Consider the following 20,158-nt stretch of genomic DNA (forward strand, 5'->3'; position numbering starts at 1 on the left):
CGATAAAATGAATACTTCAACTTTTGTAACCACTTTAGTAAACAACACAGGAAAAGAGCTGCAATTCAGTCTTCCAGACTCAACGGTGATTTCCGGTGATCTTCACATCACCGAAATACAACACCATTCGATAGATTCAGTAGATTGCGGTGGAAACGAGCACTCATACAATGAAACGGTAATTCAGCTTTGGGTGAATGAGAACTCTGAGAATACGGCTGAATGGACAACCGACAAGGCCCTGAAGATCATCGAGCTTGTGGGGGAAAAACAAGCATACCGAGATGAAGCCGAATTGTTTATCGAGTTCGGAGATTCTAAACATCCCACCATTCGATATTCTATACAGGATGTTAAAGAAAATTCGGAAACACTGATCATGGCATTGTCGGTAAAACCAACTGTATGCAAACCAAGTTTAAACAGAGAAGTGAAAGCGGGGGCTTGTTGTTAAGATGTCAAATTCAGAAAAGACCATGGACTTTTTTGAGCGATACCTGACAGTTTGGGTATTGCTGTGTATCGGAATTGGAATTGGGGTAGGATATCTGGCCGGGGATTCCATCGAAGTCATCAGCCGATGGGAGATTTACAAAGTCAACATACCCGTAGCTGTTTTGATCTGGCTGATGATTTACCCCATGATGCTACAGGTTGATTTTGCTTCGCTCAAAGAGATCGGAAAGTCACCGAAAGGAGTAGTGTGGACTGTTATCATCAACTGGGCTATAAAACCCTTTACCATGGCATTCTTTGCCTGGATATTCTTTGATCAGCTGTATTCTGCATGGCTGAGTCCTGAGCTGGCTGACCAATATATTGCCGGGGCAATCCTGCTGGGAGCCGCTCCTTGTACGGCTATGGTGTTTGTATGGTCCTATTTATCGGACGGAGATCCTAATTATACCCTGGTGCAAGTCTCGGTAAATGACTTGCTGATATTGGTATTGTTCATTCCTATTGTTGGTCTGTTGCTGGGTATTACGGATATTATCATTCCGTGGAATACATTGGCAGCCTCCATTATCGTTTTTGTGGTGATTCCATTAGTAGCGGGTTATCTGACACAAAAAGTGGCCATCGCTAAAAAAGGGAAGCAGTGGTACACCGAAACCTTCCTGCCAAAGTTCAAACCTGTTTCCATTTCAGCATTATTGATCACATTGATTCTGCTGTTTGCTTACCAGGGAGAACGCATTATATCACAGCCTTTGGATATCATCTTCATTGCCATCCCTCTGATCATCCAGACATATTTCATCTTTGGAATCGCATGGTTTGGGGGAAAGTGGATCGGGTTGCCGTATCAGGTTTGTGCACCGGGATCTATGATCGGGGCCAGTAACTTTTTTGAGCTTGCAGTTGCCGTGGCTATCGCTTTATTCGGACTGCAGTCTGGTGCAGCTTTAGTAACCGTTGTTGGTGTTTTGATTGAAGTGCCTGTGATGCTATCGCTGGTAAGATTTGCTAACAGCAAGCGAGCAAGCTACTGATACACGTAACGAGGGTAGTTTATCTGATTTCTGCTAATTGTGGATTTCGGGTTTTGAACCATGATTTGTAGGATGATAGGATTGCAATGATTAGTACTGGCTCTGATGCTCTGCGTCGGAGCGGATATTAGTTTGTAAGTATTGTACAGTTCGCATCCGCAAGGAGGCCCAAATAATAGTCTAACGCATTAGAGATAGCTGCCATAGATCCGTGTTGTCAATCTTTAAAAGAGGCTGGATGGCAAGAAGCCCAATTTTTCCAATTTGTGATTCCAGGTATTCAAGTTCTTCAAACTGAGCTTCAACATCTGGATCGGGAGGTAACTCCACACCACTGTCTTTCATAATTAGAATGCCTTTTGCTTTAATGGATAGCTCCAGGTAAACGCGTAAGTAGCAAATAATATCGCCTACTACTGCTGGTGGAAACTTATCACGTATAGATTGAATATATCCTCCAATTCTTGTCTGTGAGATATTGCCGGCTAATAAAATTTGCAGCAGTTCCATGTCACTGTCGAGCCCGGTGCCGAGCCAGGAGCGGGTGTGAGCCTCACTTTTCTTGAATACGAGGTATAAAACAGGCGGTAAAGAAATGGTGATGAGTAAGGCTGAAGTAGTAGGTGGCAGCAGAAACATGTTAAATAAAGCATGCAGTACCACAGCGAGCAGGAAACCGGGGACAAATGAAATCATAGCCGGCCAATCTTTAGTATCGAATAAATCCTTACTGATAATAGCTGCGATGGCTGTTGTACAACCATGCATTATGGCTGTGCCGAATCCCCGTACAAACCAGGTGATCAAAGTAGCATCTTCTAATGCTCTAAGGTAATACAGGTTTTCAATAATGGCGAATCCGGCTCCTACAGCCAGGCCAAAAATTGCTGCATCTACCATAAACCCGACCCTACGAGTCACAATCAGAAAAATGACAGGGAGAAATTTTAAAAACTCTTCACTAACCGGCGCTATATACCTGGATAACGCCGCTCTGTCAATACCTGTATTATTCAGAATGGTTCCATGAAACAGTACGGTTATACCGGCTATTAAGAATCCAAAGAGAATGGTGATTATCACTTCTCTTGTTTTTATAAGCTGAAAGCTGTCAAGCATCCACATGCCAATCAGAAAAATGACTATGGGCAGAAGGGCAAAACTAAACTCTAAAACCTGAATCATGCTTGCAAATTTTATTTTATCTCATCAATCTTAATGAAATCATCAGTTCATCACTGCGGGTGCCGGCAATATCGTTCCAGGCAGAGGCATAACCTACTGAAAAGGTAGATTCAAGTATAGAAATGACGGATAACCTGAAGTCTAACTGCGCCCCGGCGTTGTAATATCGTTGCAAAAAGGTATCATCATCTATGTTGGTGAGTAATCCTGTGGTAAATAGATTAAGTTGTGCCCAGTTAGCATATAGGTTCATAAAACCGGCCCTTTTAAATCGCACAGGTGGGAGGGACCATTCCACCATCAGTTTTCCATAATTGGTACCGCCAATCTGGTTCAGATCCGCACCGGGAAAAGCCTGCGGCGATCGGTATCTTTTACTGGGTTTGTAATCAATCCAGTTGTTACCAAATCCTCCAAAATAGAAGTTGCCAAGAGGTTCCCTTCTGGGGGAAAATGAAATTCCTGCCGAAGACCTTAGCCAAATGGAAGAGTGGTGAATAGGCAATGCAATTCCATAGTCCAGATTTTGATTTACCCTTGGGAATAAAGTGCCTTCAACATAATTGTGATAGGTCTGCAGCTCCCAGCTCCATCCTTTTTCATAATCCACTGCTCCTAATGATGCCAACATGGCTTTATAAGATAAACTGCCCGAAAGAGATACGAATTCAGAAAAAGAGGTAATTACATTCTGGAAACTTGGCAGTCGTTCCATCCCACCATAGTAAGCGGTACTTAAATCAGCCGTAAGCGTTTTATCAACCTCGTCCATCAGTTGAAAATTTCTTCCCAATCCAATGGAATACCCTTTTCGTGATTGTTTGGTAGGGCCAAAAAGGTCATAGAAATCGGCTCCGTTGTAGTTACCGAAATATCTCCACTTTTGAGCTTCATAAGAAAAAGAAGCATGGAATCTTTCATCACCAGCCAAGCTGGAATATGGGGAATACGATATTGCAATTCCCAAATTGTGAAACCTGAGTGGGTCGTTGAAATTGAATCGCATTCCGGCCGCGGCATAATCCTTGAATCCCTGAATAATTGGGTAGGCAGAGGTCAAAGCCATGTTGGAGAAAGGTGTGTAGTCCGATTGTCCGGTACGTAACTCATCCACGTTATACTTATCGGGCGAAGGAGGGGGAAGCATCCAGTCTATAACAACGGGGTGCTTTTCAACTATTTCTTGCCCAAGAAAATTAATGGCACTTACTCTTTCAGCAGGCTTATTCTCAATGAGTACAGGTAAGAAGCCTTTTCCTGTATATTCGAATGCCATGAGGGTGTCATCCGTAATGGGAATTGGTTTGAAATAACCGGTTTCTACATTGGTAAGCCATTCCATTTGATCGTTTTCGATGTCATATCTGGTAATATTTGATACACCGGAGTAATAGCTGGAACCAAACAAGAACTTTCCATCTTCAGAAAACTTAAAGCTGGCGGGTGAACTCACTTCGAAATCATAGATTTCCTCAGGCTCAAATTTCCCCTGCATTAAAGAGTCGGTACTCATCATGACCAGCTTTTGCAAGCCTTGCACATCACCGATAGCCGCACTCAAATACTTTCCGTCAGGAGAGATATCGATATCAAAGAGGTCTTCTCCATAAGGCATGGAATGGACTCGGTTCCATTCTGTATAAGGCTCAGGGATGCGAATCAAGGATACAATGCCATTTAAATGCCTGACTCCCCAAAGCGATCGGTCATTGGGATTGAACACCAAATCTCCGGTGCGCAGATCTTTTATCAATTGCCTTGAGTTGCCGGTCTCGATATTTACGGCAAATAAATCACGCCAGCCGTTATTATCGTTGGTATAGAATATCGTTTGGCTGTCAGCATCATAGGCTAATGAACTGACAAAGTAGAGAGCAGAACCATTAATATCTGCAACACGCTCCATTTCCCCCGTTTTTGGATCTAACAAAGTGATATGTGCAATCTGGCCCGGTAGATCAGCTGCAAAAATAATTTTATTCAATTCTTTGGCATAGATAGCTGAAGACACACCTCCAATAGGGGTTTTTGAGAGTACTTTTCTCTGCGTAACCGGATTCCTTCTGATGTTAGCCAGGTTATTTCGCTGCCACTCTTTTTCCCATTCTATCCATTCTGACCATTCATCATCTAATGAATTCCCATAAACCTGCTCGAATTGTCGGGCATAAAATCGTTTACTGTCGTCATCCCGGGACACCCACTCAAGCAAAGATTCCGGTCCATATTGGTGGGACAGGTAAGCCATAAAGCGGGTGCCATACATGTAGGAATTTGCACCGGCTTCAAAGTCGGTAGTAGTGCCTTCTGACTCCAGCCCAACGGCATCATAAATATAGGAAGAGTCGCGCACCATGGTCCGGAACATCATTTCGTCATATGCGCCCATCACTCGTCCGATGCCGCCCGACATCCACGTGGTCATATACTCAGCAATACCTTCATGGTACCATCTTGGGGAAAAAATCCTGGGCACCGTCAGGTAGCTGTATAGCATAGAAACGGGGTTGTCCCGATCAGGGAAAACTTTACCGGCAAACAGTTTACGATAAAAACGATCAGCTGAAGATGATTTTTCCTGAGCGATTATATGAACCAACTCGTGCTTCATCAGCACACCTATTCGTTCATTAGCGGGGTTGGTCTCGTATGCATAATGGAAGGGAGCTATTCCCATCAAAATCACATTATTAGGTACGGCTGAGGCACCACCCTGCGCAAAGTCACCAAAATCGGACATTATCACGGTTACCGGCTCAGTAACCTGGTAGTTGAACTTATCTTTATGGAAATCGAGTGCGTTGGTGTAGCTTCGGATTGTGTGGTTAATGAGGTATTCGTGCCCGAAATTGTAATAAACAAGGTTCAGGTCTTCCGTTTTTACCGTTTTATACTGCCCGAAGGCAAAGGATTGACATAATAAGAGTGTGACACCCCCAAGAATAAATTTGCTTACATAACCCAAAATGTACTCCGTTAATTTTTTGTTAACCCCGCACCTATTTAATCAACCCTGACTTAAAAAACAAAAGAATGACCCCGATTAAAGGGCCATTCTTGATTTGCCGCAGCAGTTAGCTTCTATGTTTGAATAATTGGATGAGGTTTAAAGCCTTTGATCAAACTCAGGGCTTGCAACCATTCTATGGAAATTAGGATTGGCCATCAGTCGGCTGAAATTAGGGCTTGCCATCAGCTGGTTGAAATTTGGACTGGCCATCAATCTGCTGAAATCCGGGCTTGCCATTAGTTGGTTAAAACTTGGACTGGCCATAAGCATGCTGAAATTCGGACTGGCCAGTAGCTGATTGAATTCAGGGCTTGCAGCAAGTCGGCTGAAGTCAGGACTTGCCATTAACTGGCTGAAGTTCGGGCTTGCCATCAGTCGGCTAAAATCCGGACTGGCCATCAATCTGCTGAAGTTCGGGCTCGCCATTAACCGGCTGAAGTTCGGACTTGCGATAAGTCGGCTGAAATTCGGGCTGGCCATTAGGCGGCTGAATTCCGGACTGGCAACCAGACGGCTGAAATCAGGACTGGCGATAAGCCTGCTAAAGCCCGGGCTGGACATGAGATTGTTAAATCCAGGACTTGCAACCAATCTGTTAAAATCAGGATTCGCCATTAACTCACTGAAAGTCGGGTTCGACATCAGGTTGCTGAAATCAGGACTTTCCATCAAACGGTTAAATTCCGGGCTTGCTGCAAGCTCATTGAAATTGGGAGCAGCGGTTAATCTGTTAAAATCAGGGTTTGCCATTAAGCGGCTAAAATTAGGACTGGCCACCAAACGACTGAAATCAGGCGATGCTAAAAGCCGACTAAAGTCAGGGCTGGCCATTAACGAGTTGAAAGAAGGATTAGATGATAGTCTGTTGAAGTCAGGGCTGGCAGTAAGCAGCTTAAACTCCGGTGATGACATTAACCCATTAAACTCGGGGCTAGCAGCCAGTTTGCTGAAATCCGGGCTGGCAATCAGTTCATTAAAGTTTGGGCTGGCCAATAACTGATTGAAGTTAGGACTTGCCATCAGTTGGCTAAAGGAGGCATCTGACATGAGCTGAGAAAAATCAGGACTTGCTATCAGTTGATTGAATTCCGGACTTGCAAAAAGCTGGTTAAAGTCAGGACTGGCCATTAGCTGGACAAAAGCTTCATTTTGAGAGAGCTTCTTTAGTTCACCCGATTCTACCAAGTCGATAAAAACATCGCTTTGTAAAACCTGCTGAAATTCTTCGTCATCCAGAGAAATATCTGCATGCGTCATTTGTGTTCCACGATACCTTTCGGCACGTTCAACCGGATCTCCTCCTATTGTCCCGCTTACATCACTTTGATTTGGTTGTGGCATTCCGGTAATAAAAACCACCAAAAGAGCAACGGCAGCTCCTACAAGCGCAGAGGCTATATTTTGACCCGAAAATAGTTTGTTTGATTCAGACATAGTGTCCCCATTATTATGTTTATGATTGATGTTAGAATTAGATTGTACCCCGTAAACCCATGATTCATTTACTATTTCTTGTTGTACCCGGGCTGAGATGGACTCAGAAGGATCGATTTCCGATCCAAGTTTTTTAATGTTTTTTGAAATTTTAAATAGATCGTCATAAAGAGCTTTTGCTTCCTGGTCTTCTTCCAGTATTTTTTTCACTTTCAGGCTTTGTTCTGCCGAGTTTTCCCCGTCAATTTCAGCCTGAATTAAGTATATAAGCTCCTGTTCCATCTAATTTCTACTGTCGAATTGGTATTGTTTACTTTAAGTACACCACAAATTGGAAAAAGTTGGTAAGTTTTTGTATCCCGATAAAAAATTGATATAAAAAGTAGCTAAAGCAGTTTTTCGCGCAATTGAATTCTTGCCGTGTATAATCGCGATTTTACTGTTTTGGGTTCTATGTCCAAAATACCCGCAATTTCTTTATAGCTTAGTTCTTCGAAATGTCTTAATTGGATTACAACCCGATAATCTGTAGGCAGCTCACCAATACATTTCGCCAGAATTCTGTTTTCTTCTTTTTTTAATAATTTCAAATAGGGATTTTCCCCGCTGCTATGATACAGTGACAGGCTGGAATGTGTTTTTTTGTTTCTTAGGTGATTAAGAGACTCATTTACCATTATTCGATACAGCCAGCTGTAAAATTTAAAATCAGGGTTGTAGGTATGCAGCTTTTTCCAGCACTTCAGAAATCCAGTTTGGGTTATATCTTTGGCTGTATCTGAGTTTTTAACAATACCCCATGCTGTTCTGTACATCTGGCGCTCATAACGCTTTACCAAAAGGTCAAAAGCACTATTGTCCCCATTCAGACAACGTTTGATAAGATCATAGTCACCTACATCAGCCATAACATGTATTAGTTAGGAAAATGCTTTCAGTCGTTGAAAGCTGTAATAAAGGCCTGCTTTACAGGCCGCGCCTTACCTAATCGATTAAATCGAATACCTGATCAAGGCGGGTAAATTTGAAAATATCTTTAATATGGCTGTTCAGGTTTTTTAACCTGAGCGAGTGCCCGTTTTCATTCAGCCTGTGGTTTGTTTTTACCAACACCCCTAACCCCATGCTTGAAATGTATTTTAATTCCCCCATATCTATGGTCAAAGTCTCTTCATGCTCAGAAAGCTTATCAGAAGCAATGCTTTCCTGACTTGCACTAAACTCACCAATAAACTTTAACTCGTTTTCACTTACTTCTTCAATCTTCAGCATGTAAAAACCCTAAATCAATTTTGTGATTGTAATGGTTGATATCCCGTTCCGATGAACAAACTTGATATCATCCATAATTTCTTTAACCAGGTGAATACCCAATCCCCCGGACTTTTTTTTCCTGAAATATTCCTCAAAGTCAACGCCTTTCGCTTGAGTTATATCAAATGGCTTTTCTTCAAAATCACTCAGGCTTAATATAATCTTACGATTCTTTTTTTCAACTATTAGTTTAATATCAAACTCTGCATTCGGGTTATGGCGCACCATGTTCATGAAAATTTCTTCAACAGATAATTCAATCTTTCGTTGATCATTTTCGTCAACTTCATAACCAGCCCAGTTTTGTTTAAGGAAATCGAAGATATTATCTAATTCACTCGTATCCCGTTTGAAAGTGCCCATACTTTTCATAAGCAGAGATGTCAAAATTATACCACCCGGAAAACCTTAATATGAGAGTGTATATATAAAATTATTGCATAAAATGTACTCTAAATAATACATTGAGGTGTTAATGAGGGCTTGTAACTTGTTTGCCTTGTAAACAGAGCTCTTGCCCGGGTTCTGAACTATGATTTACAGGATTAACGGATCCGCTGAATAGTATTTACTCTGAAGTTTTGATAAGTGCCCGCACTGATGCTCTGCGTAGGAGCGGATGGTTTTTCGTAAAAAATATTTCTACTTGCAGAACTGTTTCAATTTTCCAGATGTTAGCTAACCAAACAACATGAAATTTTTAGGTACAGAACATTGACGTTTGTAACACGCAGAGCCCATTTTAATGCCGCTCACCGGCTTCATAATCCCGACAAGAGTGAGGAATGGAATCGGGAAACTTTTGGTAAGTGTAACCTTCCAAACTGGCATGGCCATAACTATATAATTGAGGTTACCGTAACCGGTGAGCCTGATCCGGAGACGGGGTACACCATTGATCTTGGTAAATTAAAATCCATTATAAAAGAGAAGGTTCTGGATCCCTGCGATCATAAAAACCTGAACCTGGATGTGGATTTTTTGCAGGGAATCATTCCCACAACAGAAAATCTGGTTCGTGCTTTTTTCGACGAATTGCGCCCCGATGTAGAAGCCGCCTGTTCCAAAGACGGAAAGTTGTACAAGGTTAAGCTGTACGAAACCGAACGAAATATTGCCGAATATTGTCCGTACAGAGGACTATAACAGACTATTCATCATTAGCAGTTAGAGATATGATTAAGAATGAAATACAACGATTTTATGACCCTACCTTCACGGTAACGGACGAATACAAAGAATCCCTGCCCGATTTACAAAACGGTCCGGCTTCTTTAATTGAAGGGGCAAATGTCCCAATACAGCAGGTGGGGATTTCCAATTTCAAGCTTCCGCTTAAATTCAGAAGAAGAGAGGGCGAACCTATAACGCTTGAGGCTTCTGTAGATGGTTACGTAAGTCTTGAAATGGATAAGAAAGGGATTAACATGAGTCGGATCATGCGCACCTTTTATAAGTTTCAGGATAAGGTTTTTCATCTCGACCGACTTGAAGAAATTTTACGGGCATACAAAGATGATTTAGAAAGCCAGGAATCATTTTTGAGAGTCAGCTTCAACTATCCGCTGCTCAAAGACAGTCTGCGTTCCGACATGAAAGGGTACCAGTACTACAAGGTTTCCTTTGAGGGACGGCTGGACAACTACAATCAGTTTCAGAAATACATGCACCTCGATTTTGAGTACAGCAGTGCATGCCCGTGCTCGTACGAGTTGTCTGAACATGCTCGTGAAACCCGTGAAGTAGCTGCCATACCTCACAGCCAGCGAAGTGTGGCTAATGTGACGGTAGCGCTGAAGGATGAGTTTTTCGTAGAGGATTTGGTCAATATCTGTCGCACAGCCCTGCAAACCGAAACACAGGTTATGGTGAAAAGGGAAGACGAACAAGCGTTTGCAGAACTGAACGGAGCTTATCAAAAGTTCGTGGAAGATGCAGCTCGTTTGCTTTACGATGAATTGGACAGCTACAACAGTATCCGTGATTTTGTAGTCCGTTGCGTACACATGGAAAGCTTGCACAGCCATGATGCGGTGAGCAGAATTTGTAAAGGACTCCCGAATGGTTTGAGATAACCGGAGTTGTTTTGTTAAACTAAGCCTCGTTCCATAAAGAGCGGGGCTTTTTTTGTGATTATGAAGTAAGGTTTTCAATGTATAGCCCATCAAATCCCAGGTATCAACTCCAATCAAATCAATAACAATGGCAAATCCTGATTTTTCCAGCCTGAAGGCCTTATATATAAACTGCACGTTGAAAAAATCACCCAGAGAAAGTCATACCCGAAAGCTGATTGATGTGTCTATGAACATCATGGAGAAAGAGGGGGTGGAAGCTGAATGTATCCGTCTGGTTGATCATGATGTAGCCTATGGTGTGTATCCTGATATGAAAGAGCAGGGAGCAGAGAAAGATGAATGGCCGGAGCTATGGGAAAAGGTGAAGGCTGCAGATATACTAATCATAGGAACACCGATCTGGCTGGGAGAAAAATCATCGGTAGCTACCAAACTTATCGAACGGCTTTATGCTATGAGCGGCAAGCAAAATGACAAAGGGCAGTACCTGTTTTATGGAAAGGCCGGTGGGTGTTTGGTTACCGGAAATGAAGACGGAATAAAGCATTGTGCGATGGGTGTATTATACGCCCTGCAGCATATCGGGTACAGCATTCCCCCACAGGCGGATGCAGGCTGGATCGGGGAAGCCGGTCCCGGACCAAGCTATGGAGATAAAAGTGAAGATGGGCCTGTTGGTTTTGATAACGAGTTTACCCAGAAAAATACCACTTTTATGACCTATAACCTGCTTCATTTGGCAAAAATGCTCAAGGAACACGGCGGGTATCCCGCTTATGGAAACTCGAGAAAAGAGTGGGATGATGGCACTCGGTGGAACTTTGAAAACCCGGAATACCGGTAGCTTGACGAACGAATATTGGGTTGTGAAATGATATAGACATCCAGTAAATTAGTCTTGAATTTTCATCAGGCTGCGACATTTGTGCGCATAGTCTTTAAGGTTTTACCGGATGTTTAATTGGTTTAAAAAGAAATCAGCTTCTTCTTTTACAAATGAGGAATGGGTTGAAGCGCTGTCTCCGCCGCCGGAAGATGCAGCCATTTCAAAGCTGAGAGCCTACCTGGTGAGGGGATTAAAAGCCTCTCTGTATAAGTACGTTGATAAAAATCTGGGCGATTTTGTGGAAGACATAGCCCAGGATTCCGTTCTGAAAATTCTCGACAAGCTGGATACCTTTCGCGGAGAGAGTAAATTCACAACCTGGGCCATGAAAATAGCAGTGAGAGAAGGCTATACCGAGCTCAGGAGGAAACGATACGATGATATTTCCCTGCATGATTACGTGAATCCAAAAGGAGAGAAAGAGCATGCGGTTGAGATTGAAGAGAAAGAAGCTTTGCCCGATCAAATTGCACACGAGTCGATGGCCGTTGAGAAGGTGATGAAAGTGATGAACGAACAACTCACCGAAAAACAAAAAACGGTGCTTCAGTATTTAATTATAGATCAAATACCGTTAACGGTTGTGGCTGATAAAATGGATACGAACCGAAATGCGATTTATAAGCTGGTACATGATGCTCGTTTGAAGTTGAAAAACAGTCTGGAGCTGGAAGGCATTGATCCGGAAAAACTTTTGGAGGAGATGTAAGATATGGAAGCGTCAACTCATCAGGTTAAGGCAAGAGATATATAAAAATGAAATTGAATAAACAGATCATAAAAATATTAGTAAGCAGCGTAAAGGCTACGCATGAGCATGAGCTGGGATGTGGGGAATGCTTTGATGAGATTCACGAGTTTGCCGAGATGGAGCTGTTGGGGAAATCTCCCGCAAAAGCCAAGCCGCTGGTTAAAGAGCACCTGGAGAAATGCGGAGAATGCAGAGAAGAGTATAAAGCCCTGTTAAAGGCAATGGAGAACCTGGAAGTGTATCAGTAAGAGTGCGATAAAGGATGAACCGGGCATTCTAAACTTCTAAACAGCTTAGTTTAGGAGAATACATACCGGATATGCACTCGGTTTTGAAAAGTCCTATCTTTAAGGATTAAATATTCATCAAACCATCCTGTTCCCAATGAAGAAAACTCAGTATTCGCTTTTAACTCTTTTTGCTCTTCTTTTTTCAGTAAGCTCTCTTTTTGCCCAAGATCCCATTCCGATTTCTGAAGCCCGTGAGCAGGCCGAAGGAACTACCGTAACCGTTTCGGGGCATGTGACGGTAACCGATGAATTTTCAGGACCCGTTTATTTTCAGGATGAAACCGGGGCCATTGCCTGGTTTGATTATGACAACATGCGGGAAGAATTTACGCTGGACGTACAGCGGGGAGATTCCATTGTTGTAACGGGTGAGATTGGTTTTTTTAATGATCTGTTACAGGTGGTAAATGCCACTTCCTGGGAGTTTTTCCCCGACTCTACTCATAAAACCACTCCTGTGGAAATTTCCGTTGAAGAAATGAATTCCGGTGACTTTGAAAGTCAGCTGGTTTCCATGATTGTGGATATTGATCACACCGGGTCTTTACAAGGGAACACGAATTACGACATTTCCGATAATACCGGAACCGGGGAGCTGCGTATCGACCGTTTTACCAATCTGGTTGGAGCCGAGGCGCCTGAAGGCGTTACCACCATTGTGGGTGTTGTAGGAAGGTTCAGAGACACATTTCAGTTGTTGCCACGCGATACCGAAGATTTAAATGCAGATCCGTTTGAATATCCCGGGGAAGAGGTTTCCAAAGACCAGACTTTTGAAGTAGCAACCTGGAATATTAATTGGTTTGGGTCGGCCAGTAACGGCCCTGATGATGAAGCCGAGCAAATGGCGAATGTAGCAACGGTGATTACCGAGGTGGACGCCGATTTATACGCCTTCCAGGAAATCTCAAATACGGCTGCCTTTGCGGACCTGATTGCCGGGTTGGAAGGTTATGGTGGTTTTATGGCAGATTTCTCCCAAACCCAAAAAACAGCCTTTGTTTTTAAGCGTACCACTATTGACTCGCTCGATTCGGGAATGATTACCTCCGGGATGACACAATCGAACTGGGCAAATGGCCGCTATCCATTATTCTTCCGGTTCAATGCTACTGTAGAAGGAGAAACACGGGAGATTTATGCTTTCAATATTCACGCAAAAGCATTTGATGATTTCAATTCCTATGACCAGAGAGAAAATGCTTCAGCCGAACTTAAGCAATACCTGGACAGTGAAAGAGAAGCCGATAATGTTATCTTTTTAGGTGATTACAATGATACTATTGAGGGATCTATTACATCGGGTCAGGACTCACCCTATGATAATTTTGATCAGGATCAAGAATATACCATCATTACCAAAAGTCTTGAAGAACGAGGATTTGCTTCCCAGGCATCCGGCTCTTTCATCGACCATATAACAATTACCTCAGAACTTACGGATGAATATATCGTGGCAACTGAGCGGGTAGAAAACACCACGTACATTGGAAGTTACCTGAGTTCCACATCTGATCATTATCCAATCTGGACACGCTTTCAGTTTACAACGCTGGTGAGCAATGAGGATGAGTTACACGATCGGCCTGTAAACTTCTCACTGGAGCAGAACTACCCGAACCCGTTTAATCCAACTACCCAAATCAGTTATCGCCTGGCCGAAAGCGATTTTGTGCAGTTGGAAGTATTTGATGTAATGGGTAGAAAAGTGGCAACTCTGGTTAGAGAAAATCAGTCGGCAGGAGAAAAAATTGTTAGCTTTGATGCATCCAACCTTTCGAGCGGGGTGTATATTTACAGGTTATCAACCGCGGGTGGCAAGCAGCTTACAAGGAAGATGATGCTTATTAAATAAGCTGATCATAAAGCGTATTAGAAATTTAAACGCCTTTGTCTGTAGTGGACGAAGGCGTTTTCTTTTTCACCAGCAGACAAGCATCAGTTACCTGAAATGAAGTCCCATCCACCACCGACTTTTGATAGCTGTTGGTATGCTGATCTGCAATCATAAAACCGTTGGTCTTCATCAGTTGGATGAGTTCATCTGCCTCATACAGCACAAAATGATGCCGGGTAAATTCAAGATGTTCGATGCTATGCCGGGGCCGGTATCCAATCAGGAAGATACCTCCAGGTTTCAGTACCCGCTTAATTTCCCGAAGATGTGGTTCAGGTGGGTTGAGGAAATAAATAACGTTATGTGCTATAATTACATCAAATTCGTCATTGCTGAAGGGGAGAGCAGATGTTTCAGCACAGTGGATGGTAAGCTTATCTTCATCAATCAGAGTTGCGTTGCGAGCTTTGGCTTCTTCACACATGTCGGCAGAATAATCAACGCCGGTCAGGATTAGCTCAGGTTCAATCTGAAGATATTGAGAGAAATGGTTTCCATTTCCAAAGCCGATTTCAAGTATGTTCTGGTTGGGTTTCAGCTCAAGAAGTTTAAAAGCCAGATCGTAGAGTCCCTGATTCGATTCGTTTAAAGCCCTGGCAACTTCAAGCCCGTTCTCGCCGGTTGGTTTCTTTAGTTGTTCCGAAAGTTCTTTGGGTTCCATCGCAGATAATACAAAATGGAATTGAAAGAGTTGGTGACGGCTGATTTAATTTAGCCAACGGATTTGTACTCTTTGGTTTGATAATATTTTGGAACCGAATCGATTCGAATGTGCAGCCAGAAAACACCTAAGCCTGAAGTACTCAGCCATCGCGGTTCTTCTCCGATGATATCTAACATCTCCGTGCCGGTACATTGCCAAAGCTTATGGACTTGTGATTCCGGCGCTTCACGGATAAAGGTACCGATATGAGCATATCCCGGACGCTCATCAACAGGGCAGGGAGCAATGAGTTGGGCATCATTTCCTAAATTCTTAAAACTGACCACGTCCCGGTCTTTTTTGAAATAGGAGCTGAAGGTGTGAAAGTCAGGTGACTTTTTAGCGAGAAATTCACTGTTAAGTACATTGCATTGGTAATCCTGCTGCAGGTTGGCAGTCATCATGGGCTTGTTCTCCCAGAAAAAGGCCTCGTAACCCAAGCTGATCAGGTATTCAGTATAGAAAGATCGAAAGGGTGCTTCATTCTTTAACAGCATGAGAAATTGCTGATTTGAAATCTTAACTCCGTCCTTTGAAATACTGAATCGTTGATTGTTTTCTCCGGACTCCAGTTCTACTACTTTCCAAATCATTGGATAATACTTCTTTCAGGACAGTAACTTTTCATACTCTTTTTCCAAAGGCATATGGACTTTCCAGAATCCCTGAGGGGTATTTCCCTCCAGTAAATCTATCAAAATTCCAAGGTGTGTATGCCAGCCTGCGCCCACGCCCAGTTGCACTTCTTTTTCATCCGGTAATTGCCGGTGCGTCAAAACCAGTCTCACTTTTTCACCTTCCGGGAAAAGTTCAAAAGTAACCTCAGAGCCGGTACCATCACCTTCAGCCCAGGTATAACTTAATAAATGAGGCGGTTTACATTGTGTCACCACACCATGAGAAGTATCTCCGTCTTTGAGATCTTTATACTTTTCCGGCCACGAATCTTCCTCCGGAGATAACCGTGTATGATTGAATTCATGGGTAACTTTCCCACCTACCTCTGTCTCCACATCACCGGCCGACAACCACTTTGCTTTCAATTCAGACCTGGTTAGATATTCCCAAACTCGATCAGCAGGGCCGGGCAACAGCCGTTCAAAACGTACAGTTCCCGGTTCGATAAATACACCTTTCTTATTGTTCATAGCTGCTCCATTAACTTGAGGTTTCATCGATGTCGTTCAGCAGGGCTTCCAGGGTATCCAGTTTTTTATTCCAGAACTTGCGGTAGCGTTGTGTCCATTCCATCACATCCTGCAGCTTTCGGGTGTCGGCTCTGCAAAAGCGTTTGCGCCCCTGTTGTTTGATTACCACTAAACCGCATTCATTCAAAATTTTCAAATGTTTGGATACGGCAGGGCGGCTCATATCAAACTTCTCGGCTACATCGTTTACGGGGAGCGACTGACCGGCAAGCAAGTCTATGATTTGCCTGCGGGTTGGATCAGCAATGGCCTGGAAAACATCCTGTGACATAGAAATTTATTTAAGTAACTAATTGGTTACGCAAATTAAATTTACTGTCGTGAATTGTTTCCGTATGGAGCAGGGGCGAAGGACGGGTAAAGCCAGTAAATTAACCTTGGGTCAGTAGCACTATGGCATCATCAAGAGCGGCTACAGAATGGGACACTTCAGCCGGTATGTCCACTTCCTGATGCTTTTTAAGGCGAATGTCTTTCTTTTCCTGGTGGTAAATCACTTCACCTTCCAAAACAAGCAACTTGGTAGGGTGATGGGCTTTGTGGTCTTCCAGCTTCATTCCTTTATTAAAGCCAAATAAGAGAACTTTAAAGTGATCTCCGATATGAAAAGATTTGGCTACCGGGTTTTTGGCTGTCTTAAGCTGTTCTTTAATGGCTTCTACCGTCATAACTCCATGGTTAAGTGAAAGTGAATGTGCTTAAACATCTTACAAAATTGGGCGGACTTTTGCGAAATCATCCGATTATTCATAATCGATTTAAACTCCCGGTTAAGAGGCCCTGACGTCAATTGACTGCAGGATCAAATTTTATTTTCCCTGAGATCTTTATGGAGCGAAGCTTCTTTAAGTTTCCGGTGTTGAAGCAAATACTTCAGGTCATTCCGGTTATCGTACATCAGTTGTTTATGGTAATAGTTGATGTATTCACACACCCCAAACAGGTTTGCGAAAACCGCCCAGCCTATGAGATTATCGGTCGATAGGGTTTTACCAGAAACTAACCATTGAATGATCAGAACTACAGGTATCAGCGTTATCATAAGTTGGCTCTGACTCTTGAAACTCCTGAATCGGGAGAGGGCTGTACTTTTAAAAACCGGCCGTTCTGTTAATACGGAATACTTTATCCACCAATAATAGGTGCCCTGGAACAGGATAAAACACATCACAAATAATCCATAAGACAAGAAAAGGATGTCGGACAGAGAGTACTGGAAGTTGAGAAAGATCGTAATTCCAAAAAACATGACTACATTCATTCCCTCGACCTGGAAATTCCATTGAAGTCGGTTAATGAGTCGTTTTTTGGAATTATTATTTATCATATAAAATAAAAGACTACATGGTGCTGCTAATTACTCATTCATAAATCACACCATCTTTCATCACAAAAGAAACTCGCTCCATAGTTGTTACATCTTCGAGTGGGTTTTTATCGGTAGCAACAATATCAGCCAGTTTACCGGTTTCAATAGAGCCGATTTCAGCTTCCATTCCCAGAACGGTAGCCGCTGTCATAGTAGCACTTTGAATGGCTTCCATAGCGGGCATCCCAACCTCGGTCATGTATTTGAATTCCTTTCCATTCAGACCGTGTGGGAAAACTCCGGCATCGGTACCGAAAGCAATTTTTACCCCGCGTTTGTAGGCATCAGCGAAGGTGTTTTGTATCATCGGGCCGATTTCAAGGGCTTTAGGCACTACCAATTCAGGATAGTATCCATCAACCTTTGCTTTCTCGGCGACCCATTTTCCGGCTGAAATAGTGGGGACGTAATAGGTTCCTTTTTCAATCATCAAGTCCATGACTTCGGGAGTCATCTTGGTTCCGTGCTCTATAGTACGTACTCCGGCTTCAACCGCTCGTTTCATACCTTCAGCTCCATGGGCATGGGCAGCCACGTGCATTCCATACTCGTTAGCTGTTTCAACAATAGCAGTCAGTTCGTCCATGAAAAACTGAGGAGCATCTCCGGATTTAGCCACACTCAAGACTCCACCGGTCGCTGTAATCTTGATATGATCCGCACCGTTCTTGTATCGCTGACGAACGGCTTCGCGGGCTTCTGCCACACCATTCAGTACTCCATCAATCGGGTCCGGACTTCCCATCAGGTCTTTTTTCCAGCCGTTGGTAGGGTCGGCATGTCCCCCGGTAGTTGCGAGTGATTTTCCTACTGTGATGATACGCGGGCCATCCACATATCCTCCTTTAATGGCATCCCGAAGCGCAATGTTTACGCCCGAGCCACCGAGTTCCCGTACGGTCGTGAATCCTGCCATTAGCGTTCTTTTGGCGTACTGAACCGAGCGAAAGGCTTTATCGGCATCATCGAAGGTGAAGGGTTCTAAATACTTTTGAGGACTAGTTTCACTTTCAAGGTGAACGTGCAGGTCGATGAGTCCCGGCATTACGGTTTTGGATTTCAGATCCACCACCTCATCATTTCTGTTCCCGGAAACATATCCGTTTTCAACTGCAATAATCTTGTTGTCTTCAATAATGATGCTGACCTCACTCCGGGCTTCATCCGAAACTCCGTCTATGAGTGTACCCGCATGGATGATAGTTCGTTGAGCAAATCCAGAAGAAGAAATCAGAAGTGAAATGAAGAATGTGAAAATAATATGGCGGAATTTCATAGGAAGTATATTTGGTTAGGTAGTGTGGCGCAATATAGGTAAATGAGCCTAAAGAAAAGAGTTAGAGACATGTGTAAGATTGAAACAAATTTTAGCGGTTCATCATACGTTTTAGAGTGTTTTTTGTGGTAGTTTTAGTCGGTTTCAGAAAAAAGAAAATTCATCAACAATGACGGTTTTATTATTCATCATAGGGTTAGTTACGCTGATTGTGGGAGCAGAATTGTTCCTGAAATCGGTAGATAAGTTTGGCTTGGCCTGGAGCGTATCTCCGGTTGTAATGGGGTTGACGGTCGTAGCTTTTGCAACCGGCGCCCCTGAGCTGGCCATCAGTTTACAAGCTGCTGCCGAAGGCAAACCGGACCTTGTTTTGGGAAATATTTTGGGCAGTAACATTGCGAACATCCTATTGATTCTTGGAATTGCAGGATTAGTGAAGCCACTCCGGATAACAAACCGGATTATCAAAGTTGATGTCCCTGTAGTTATTGGAGCCAGCATCCTGCTTTATGTTTTAGCCATGGATGGTTTACTTACCCCGGTGGATGGACTCATTATTTTCGGGGCTTTGGTTGCCTATTCTATTTTCATGTACAGCCAAATCAAAAAAGATCGCCGGAATAATAAGCTAAATAAAGAAGAACAACCGGACTTGGACGAGCCTGTAACCACACTTTTTTATGGGAAGTATATTTTTCTGCTTTTGGCAGGATTGGTACTTATTGTGATGGGCTCCCGATGGATGGTGGAGTCAGCTGTAGAAATTGCCGGTATCCTTGGTATTTCCGAGCTTATTATAGGGCTTACGATCGTTTCCATCGGTACATCACTCCCCGAAGTAGCTACTTCTCTTTCGGCTGTTAGGCGGGATGATTCTGATACGGCCGTTGCCAACGTGATGGGGAGTAACCTGTACAACATCCTGCTTACCCTGAGCCTGACCATTATTGTTGCACCCGGAGCATTAGACGTATCCATGGATGCCATCAGGCTCGACTTACCGTTTATGGTGATTGTTGCAGTGGCCTGTTTACCGCTTTTCTGGCCGGCTAAGGAATTGGGAAGGCCGGAAGCCGTCGGGTTCCTCTTTTATTACGCTGCGTACATGGCCTACCTTGTACTTATAGCTATGCAGAATCCATATAAAGAAACCATGGAGTGGGCGATGATTTGGATTATCATCCCACTTACAGTTCTGTTGATCGTTGTTAAGTTCATAACCGATTACAGGAAGAGAGCTCTTTAGTAATTGACTGACTATAGA

22 protein-coding genes are annotated in these 20,158 nt (G+C 43.2%); 9 read left to right on the plus strand and 13 right to left on the minus strand.

Annotated elements, in window-relative coordinates:
- The first annotated feature begins 7 nt into the window (after positions 1-7).
- Together JJ941_RS14370 and arsB are read left to right on the plus strand one after the other, a co-directional pair.
- On the plus strand, positions 8-454 hold the full coding sequence (locus JJ941_RS14370) for a DUF6428 family protein (RefSeq protein ID WP_290966658.1): 447 nt from the start codon (positions 8-10) through the stop codon (positions 452-454).
- 1 nt (position 455) lies between these two features.
- Entirely contained in the window at positions 456-1,493 is a 1,038-nt protein-coding gene (gene arsB / locus JJ941_RS14375; RefSeq protein ID WP_290966660.1) for an ACR3 family arsenite efflux transporter, read from the plus strand.
- Positions 1,494-1,673: 180 nt separating this feature from the next.
- On the opposite strand, the gene JJ941_RS14380 is transcribed toward arsB, so the two are convergent.
- The 6 genes from JJ941_RS14380 to JJ941_RS14405 form a co-directional block, all read right to left on the minus strand.
- Positions 1,674-2,678: a PrsW family glutamic-type intramembrane protease gene (locus JJ941_RS14380; protein ID WP_290966663.1), complete on the minus strand. Its 1,005-nt coding sequence runs from the start codon at positions 2,676-2,678 to the stop codon at positions 1,674-1,676.
- A gap of 16 nt (positions 2,679-2,694) precedes the next feature.
- Complete coding sequence (locus tag JJ941_RS14385; protein WP_290966666.1) at positions 2,695-5,643, minus strand: hypothetical protein; 2,949 nt, start codon at positions 5,641-5,643, stop codon at positions 2,695-2,697.
- Between the two features lie 141 nt (positions 5,644-5,784).
- Positions 5,785-7,404 (minus strand): hypothetical protein, encoded by a 1,620-nt coding sequence (locus tag JJ941_RS14390; protein WP_290966669.1) that lies wholly within the window; start codon positions 7,402-7,404, stop codon positions 5,785-5,787.
- A 104-nt stretch (positions 7,405-7,508) separates the two neighbouring features.
- Positions 7,509-8,030: a sigma-70 family RNA polymerase sigma factor gene (locus JJ941_RS14395; RefSeq protein ID WP_290966673.1), complete on the minus strand. Its 522-nt coding sequence runs from the start codon at positions 8,028-8,030 to the stop codon at positions 7,509-7,511.
- Positions 8,031-8,106: 76 nt separating this feature from the next.
- The gene (locus JJ941_RS14400) at positions 8,107-8,394 is read right to left on the minus strand and encodes an STAS domain-containing protein (RefSeq protein ID WP_255135019.1); all 288 of its coding nucleotides are present in this window, start codon (positions 8,392-8,394) and stop codon (positions 8,107-8,109) included.
- 9 nt (positions 8,395-8,403) lie between these two features.
- Positions 8,404-8,799 carry an ATP-binding protein gene (locus JJ941_RS14405; RefSeq protein WP_290966677.1) on the minus strand — a complete coding sequence of 132 codons (396 nt, stop codon included), beginning with the start codon at positions 8,797-8,799 and terminating at the stop codon, positions 8,404-8,406.
- 351 nt (positions 8,800-9,150) lie between these two features.
- Between JJ941_RS14405 and JJ941_RS14410 the strand changes: the two genes are divergently transcribed.
- The 6 genes from JJ941_RS14410 (at position 9,151) to JJ941_RS14435 (ending at position 14,296) form a co-directional block, all read left to right on the plus strand.
- Positions 9,151-9,582 carry a 6-carboxytetrahydropterin synthase gene (locus tag JJ941_RS14410; RefSeq protein ID WP_255135017.1) on the plus strand — a complete coding sequence of 144 codons (432 nt, stop codon included), beginning with the start codon at positions 9,151-9,153 and terminating at the stop codon, positions 9,580-9,582.
- A 29-nt stretch (positions 9,583-9,611) separates the two neighbouring features.
- Positions 9,612-10,511 (plus strand): GTP cyclohydrolase FolE2, encoded by a 900-nt coding sequence (gene folE2, locus JJ941_RS14415; protein WP_290966682.1) that lies wholly within the window; start codon positions 9,612-9,614, stop codon positions 10,509-10,511.
- Between the two features lie 127 nt (positions 10,512-10,638).
- On the plus strand, positions 10,639-11,358 hold the full coding sequence (locus JJ941_RS14420; RefSeq protein ID WP_290966684.1) for a flavodoxin family protein: 720 nt from the start codon (positions 10,639-10,641) through the stop codon (positions 11,356-11,358).
- 109 nt (positions 11,359-11,467) lie between these two features.
- Complete coding sequence (locus tag JJ941_RS14425) at positions 11,468-12,109, plus strand: sigma-70 family RNA polymerase sigma factor (protein WP_290966687.1); 642 nt, start codon at positions 11,468-11,470, stop codon at positions 12,107-12,109.
- A gap of 47 nt (positions 12,110-12,156) precedes the next feature.
- Complete coding sequence (locus JJ941_RS14430) at positions 12,157-12,399, plus strand: hypothetical protein (protein ID WP_290966690.1); 243 nt, start codon at positions 12,157-12,159, stop codon at positions 12,397-12,399.
- Between the two features lie 136 nt (positions 12,400-12,535).
- Entirely contained in the window at positions 12,536-14,296 is a 1,761-nt protein-coding gene (locus JJ941_RS14435; RefSeq protein WP_290966692.1) for a T9SS type A sorting domain-containing protein, read from the plus strand.
- Positions 14,297-14,321: 25 nt separating this feature from the next.
- Here the strand turns inward: JJ941_RS14435 and JJ941_RS14440 are convergent, their stop codons facing one another.
- The 7 genes from JJ941_RS14440 to JJ941_RS14470 all read right to left on the minus strand — a co-directional run bounded on the left by JJ941_RS14440 (position 14,322) and on the right by JJ941_RS14470 (position 18,894).
- Positions 14,322-14,999, minus strand: coding sequence for a class I SAM-dependent methyltransferase (locus JJ941_RS14440; RefSeq protein ID WP_290966695.1), 678 nt, complete (start codon positions 14,997-14,999; stop codon positions 14,322-14,324).
- 50 nt (positions 15,000-15,049) lie between these two features.
- The gene (locus tag JJ941_RS14445; RefSeq protein WP_290966698.1) at positions 15,050-15,634 is read right to left on the minus strand and encodes a hypothetical protein; all 585 of its coding nucleotides are present in this window, start codon (positions 15,632-15,634) and stop codon (positions 15,050-15,052) included.
- 15 nt (positions 15,635-15,649) lie between these two features.
- Entirely contained in the window at positions 15,650-16,189 is a 540-nt protein-coding gene (locus tag JJ941_RS14450; RefSeq protein ID WP_290966701.1) for an SRPBCC family protein, read from the minus strand.
- Positions 16,190-16,199: 10 nt separating this feature from the next.
- On the minus strand, positions 16,200-16,520 hold the full coding sequence (locus tag JJ941_RS14455; protein ID WP_290966705.1) for a metalloregulator ArsR/SmtB family transcription factor: 321 nt from the start codon (positions 16,518-16,520) through the stop codon (positions 16,200-16,202).
- 100 nt (positions 16,521-16,620) lie between these two features.
- On the minus strand, positions 16,621-16,917 hold the full coding sequence (locus JJ941_RS14460; protein ID WP_255135006.1) for a hypothetical protein: 297 nt from the start codon (positions 16,915-16,917) through the stop codon (positions 16,621-16,623).
- Positions 16,918-17,051: 134 nt separating this feature from the next.
- Positions 17,052-17,576 carry a hypothetical protein gene (locus JJ941_RS14465; RefSeq protein WP_290966710.1) on the minus strand — a complete coding sequence of 175 codons (525 nt, stop codon included), beginning with the start codon at positions 17,574-17,576 and terminating at the stop codon, positions 17,052-17,054.
- Between the two features lie 34 nt (positions 17,577-17,610).
- Positions 17,611-18,894 (minus strand): amidohydrolase family protein, encoded by a 1,284-nt coding sequence (locus JJ941_RS14470; protein ID WP_290966714.1) that lies wholly within the window; start codon positions 18,892-18,894, stop codon positions 17,611-17,613.
- A gap of 169 nt (positions 18,895-19,063) precedes the next feature.
- Here JJ941_RS14470 and JJ941_RS14475 point away from each other — a divergent pair, with 169 nt between their 5' ends.
- Positions 19,064-20,140: a calcium/sodium antiporter gene (locus JJ941_RS14475; protein ID WP_290966717.1), complete on the plus strand. Its 1,077-nt coding sequence runs from the start codon at positions 19,064-19,066 to the stop codon at positions 20,138-20,140.
- Positions 20,141-20,158: the final 18 nt, after the last annotated feature.

This window comes from Gracilimonas sp. (assembly GCF_017641085.1).
Taxonomy (GTDB): Bacteria; Bacteroidota; Rhodothermia; order Balneolales; family Balneolaceae; genus Gracilimonas.

Coding starts and splice junctions, on each gene's coding strand:
- JJ941_RS14405 (WP_290966677.1), bottom strand. CDS start 8,799: ATGGGCACTTTCAAACGGGATACGAGTGAATTAGATAATATCTTCGAT.
- JJ941_RS14465 (WP_290966710.1), bottom strand. CDS start 17,576: ATGATAAATAATAATTCCAAAAAACGACTCATTAACCGACTTCAATGG.
- JJ941_RS14425 (WP_290966687.1), top strand. CDS start 11,468: ATGTTTAATTGGTTTAAAAAGAAATCAGCTTCTTCTTTTACAAATGAG.
- JJ941_RS14445 (WP_290966698.1), bottom strand. CDS start 15,634: ATGATTTGGAAAGTAGTAGAACTGGAGTCCGGAGAAAACAATCAACGA.
- JJ941_RS14400 (WP_255135019.1), bottom strand. CDS start 8,394: ATGCTGAAGATTGAAGAAGTAAGTGAAAACGAGTTAAAGTTTATTGGT.
- JJ941_RS14435 (WP_290966692.1), top strand. CDS start 12,536: ATGAAGAAAACTCAGTATTCGCTTTTAACTCTTTTTGCTCTTCTTTTT.
- JJ941_RS14430 (WP_290966690.1), top strand. CDS start 12,157: ATGAAATTGAATAAACAGATCATAAAAATATTAGTAAGCAGCGTAAAG.
- JJ941_RS14440 (WP_290966695.1), bottom strand. CDS start 14,999: ATGGAACCCAAAGAACTTTCGGAACAACTAAAGAAACCAACCGGCGAG.
- JJ941_RS14470 (WP_290966714.1), bottom strand. CDS start 18,894: ATGAAATTCCGCCATATTATTTTCACATTCTTCATTTCACTTCTGATT.
- JJ941_RS14395 (WP_290966673.1), bottom strand. CDS start 8,030: ATGGCTGATGTAGGTGACTATGATCTTATCAAACGTTGTCTGAATGGG.
- JJ941_RS14450 (WP_290966701.1), bottom strand. CDS start 16,189: ATGAACAATAAGAAAGGTGTATTTATCGAACCGGGAACTGTACGTTTT.
- folE2 (WP_290966682.1), top strand. CDS start 9,612: ATGATTAAGAATGAAATACAACGATTTTATGACCCTACCTTCACGGTA.
- JJ941_RS14455 (WP_290966705.1), bottom strand. CDS start 16,520: ATGTCACAGGATGTTTTCCAGGCCATTGCTGATCCAACCCGCAGGCAA.
- JJ941_RS14380 (WP_290966663.1), bottom strand. CDS start 2,678: ATGATTCAGGTTTTAGAGTTTAGTTTTGCCCTTCTGCCCATAGTCATT.
- JJ941_RS14420 (WP_290966684.1), top strand. CDS start 10,639: ATGGCAAATCCTGATTTTTCCAGCCTGAAGGCCTTATATATAAACTGC.
- JJ941_RS14370 (WP_290966658.1), top strand. CDS start 8: ATGAATACTTCAACTTTTGTAACCACTTTAGTAAACAACACAGGAAAA.
- JJ941_RS14460 (WP_255135006.1), bottom strand. CDS start 16,917: ATGACGGTAGAAGCCATTAAAGAACAGCTTAAGACAGCCAAAAACCCG.
- JJ941_RS14390 (WP_290966669.1), bottom strand. CDS start 7,404: ATGGAACAGGAGCTTATATACTTAATTCAGGCTGAAATTGACGGGGAA.
- JJ941_RS14475 (WP_290966717.1), top strand. CDS start 19,064: ATGACGGTTTTATTATTCATCATAGGGTTAGTTACGCTGATTGTGGGA.
- arsB (WP_290966660.1), top strand. CDS start 456: ATGTCAAATTCAGAAAAGACCATGGACTTTTTTGAGCGATACCTGACA.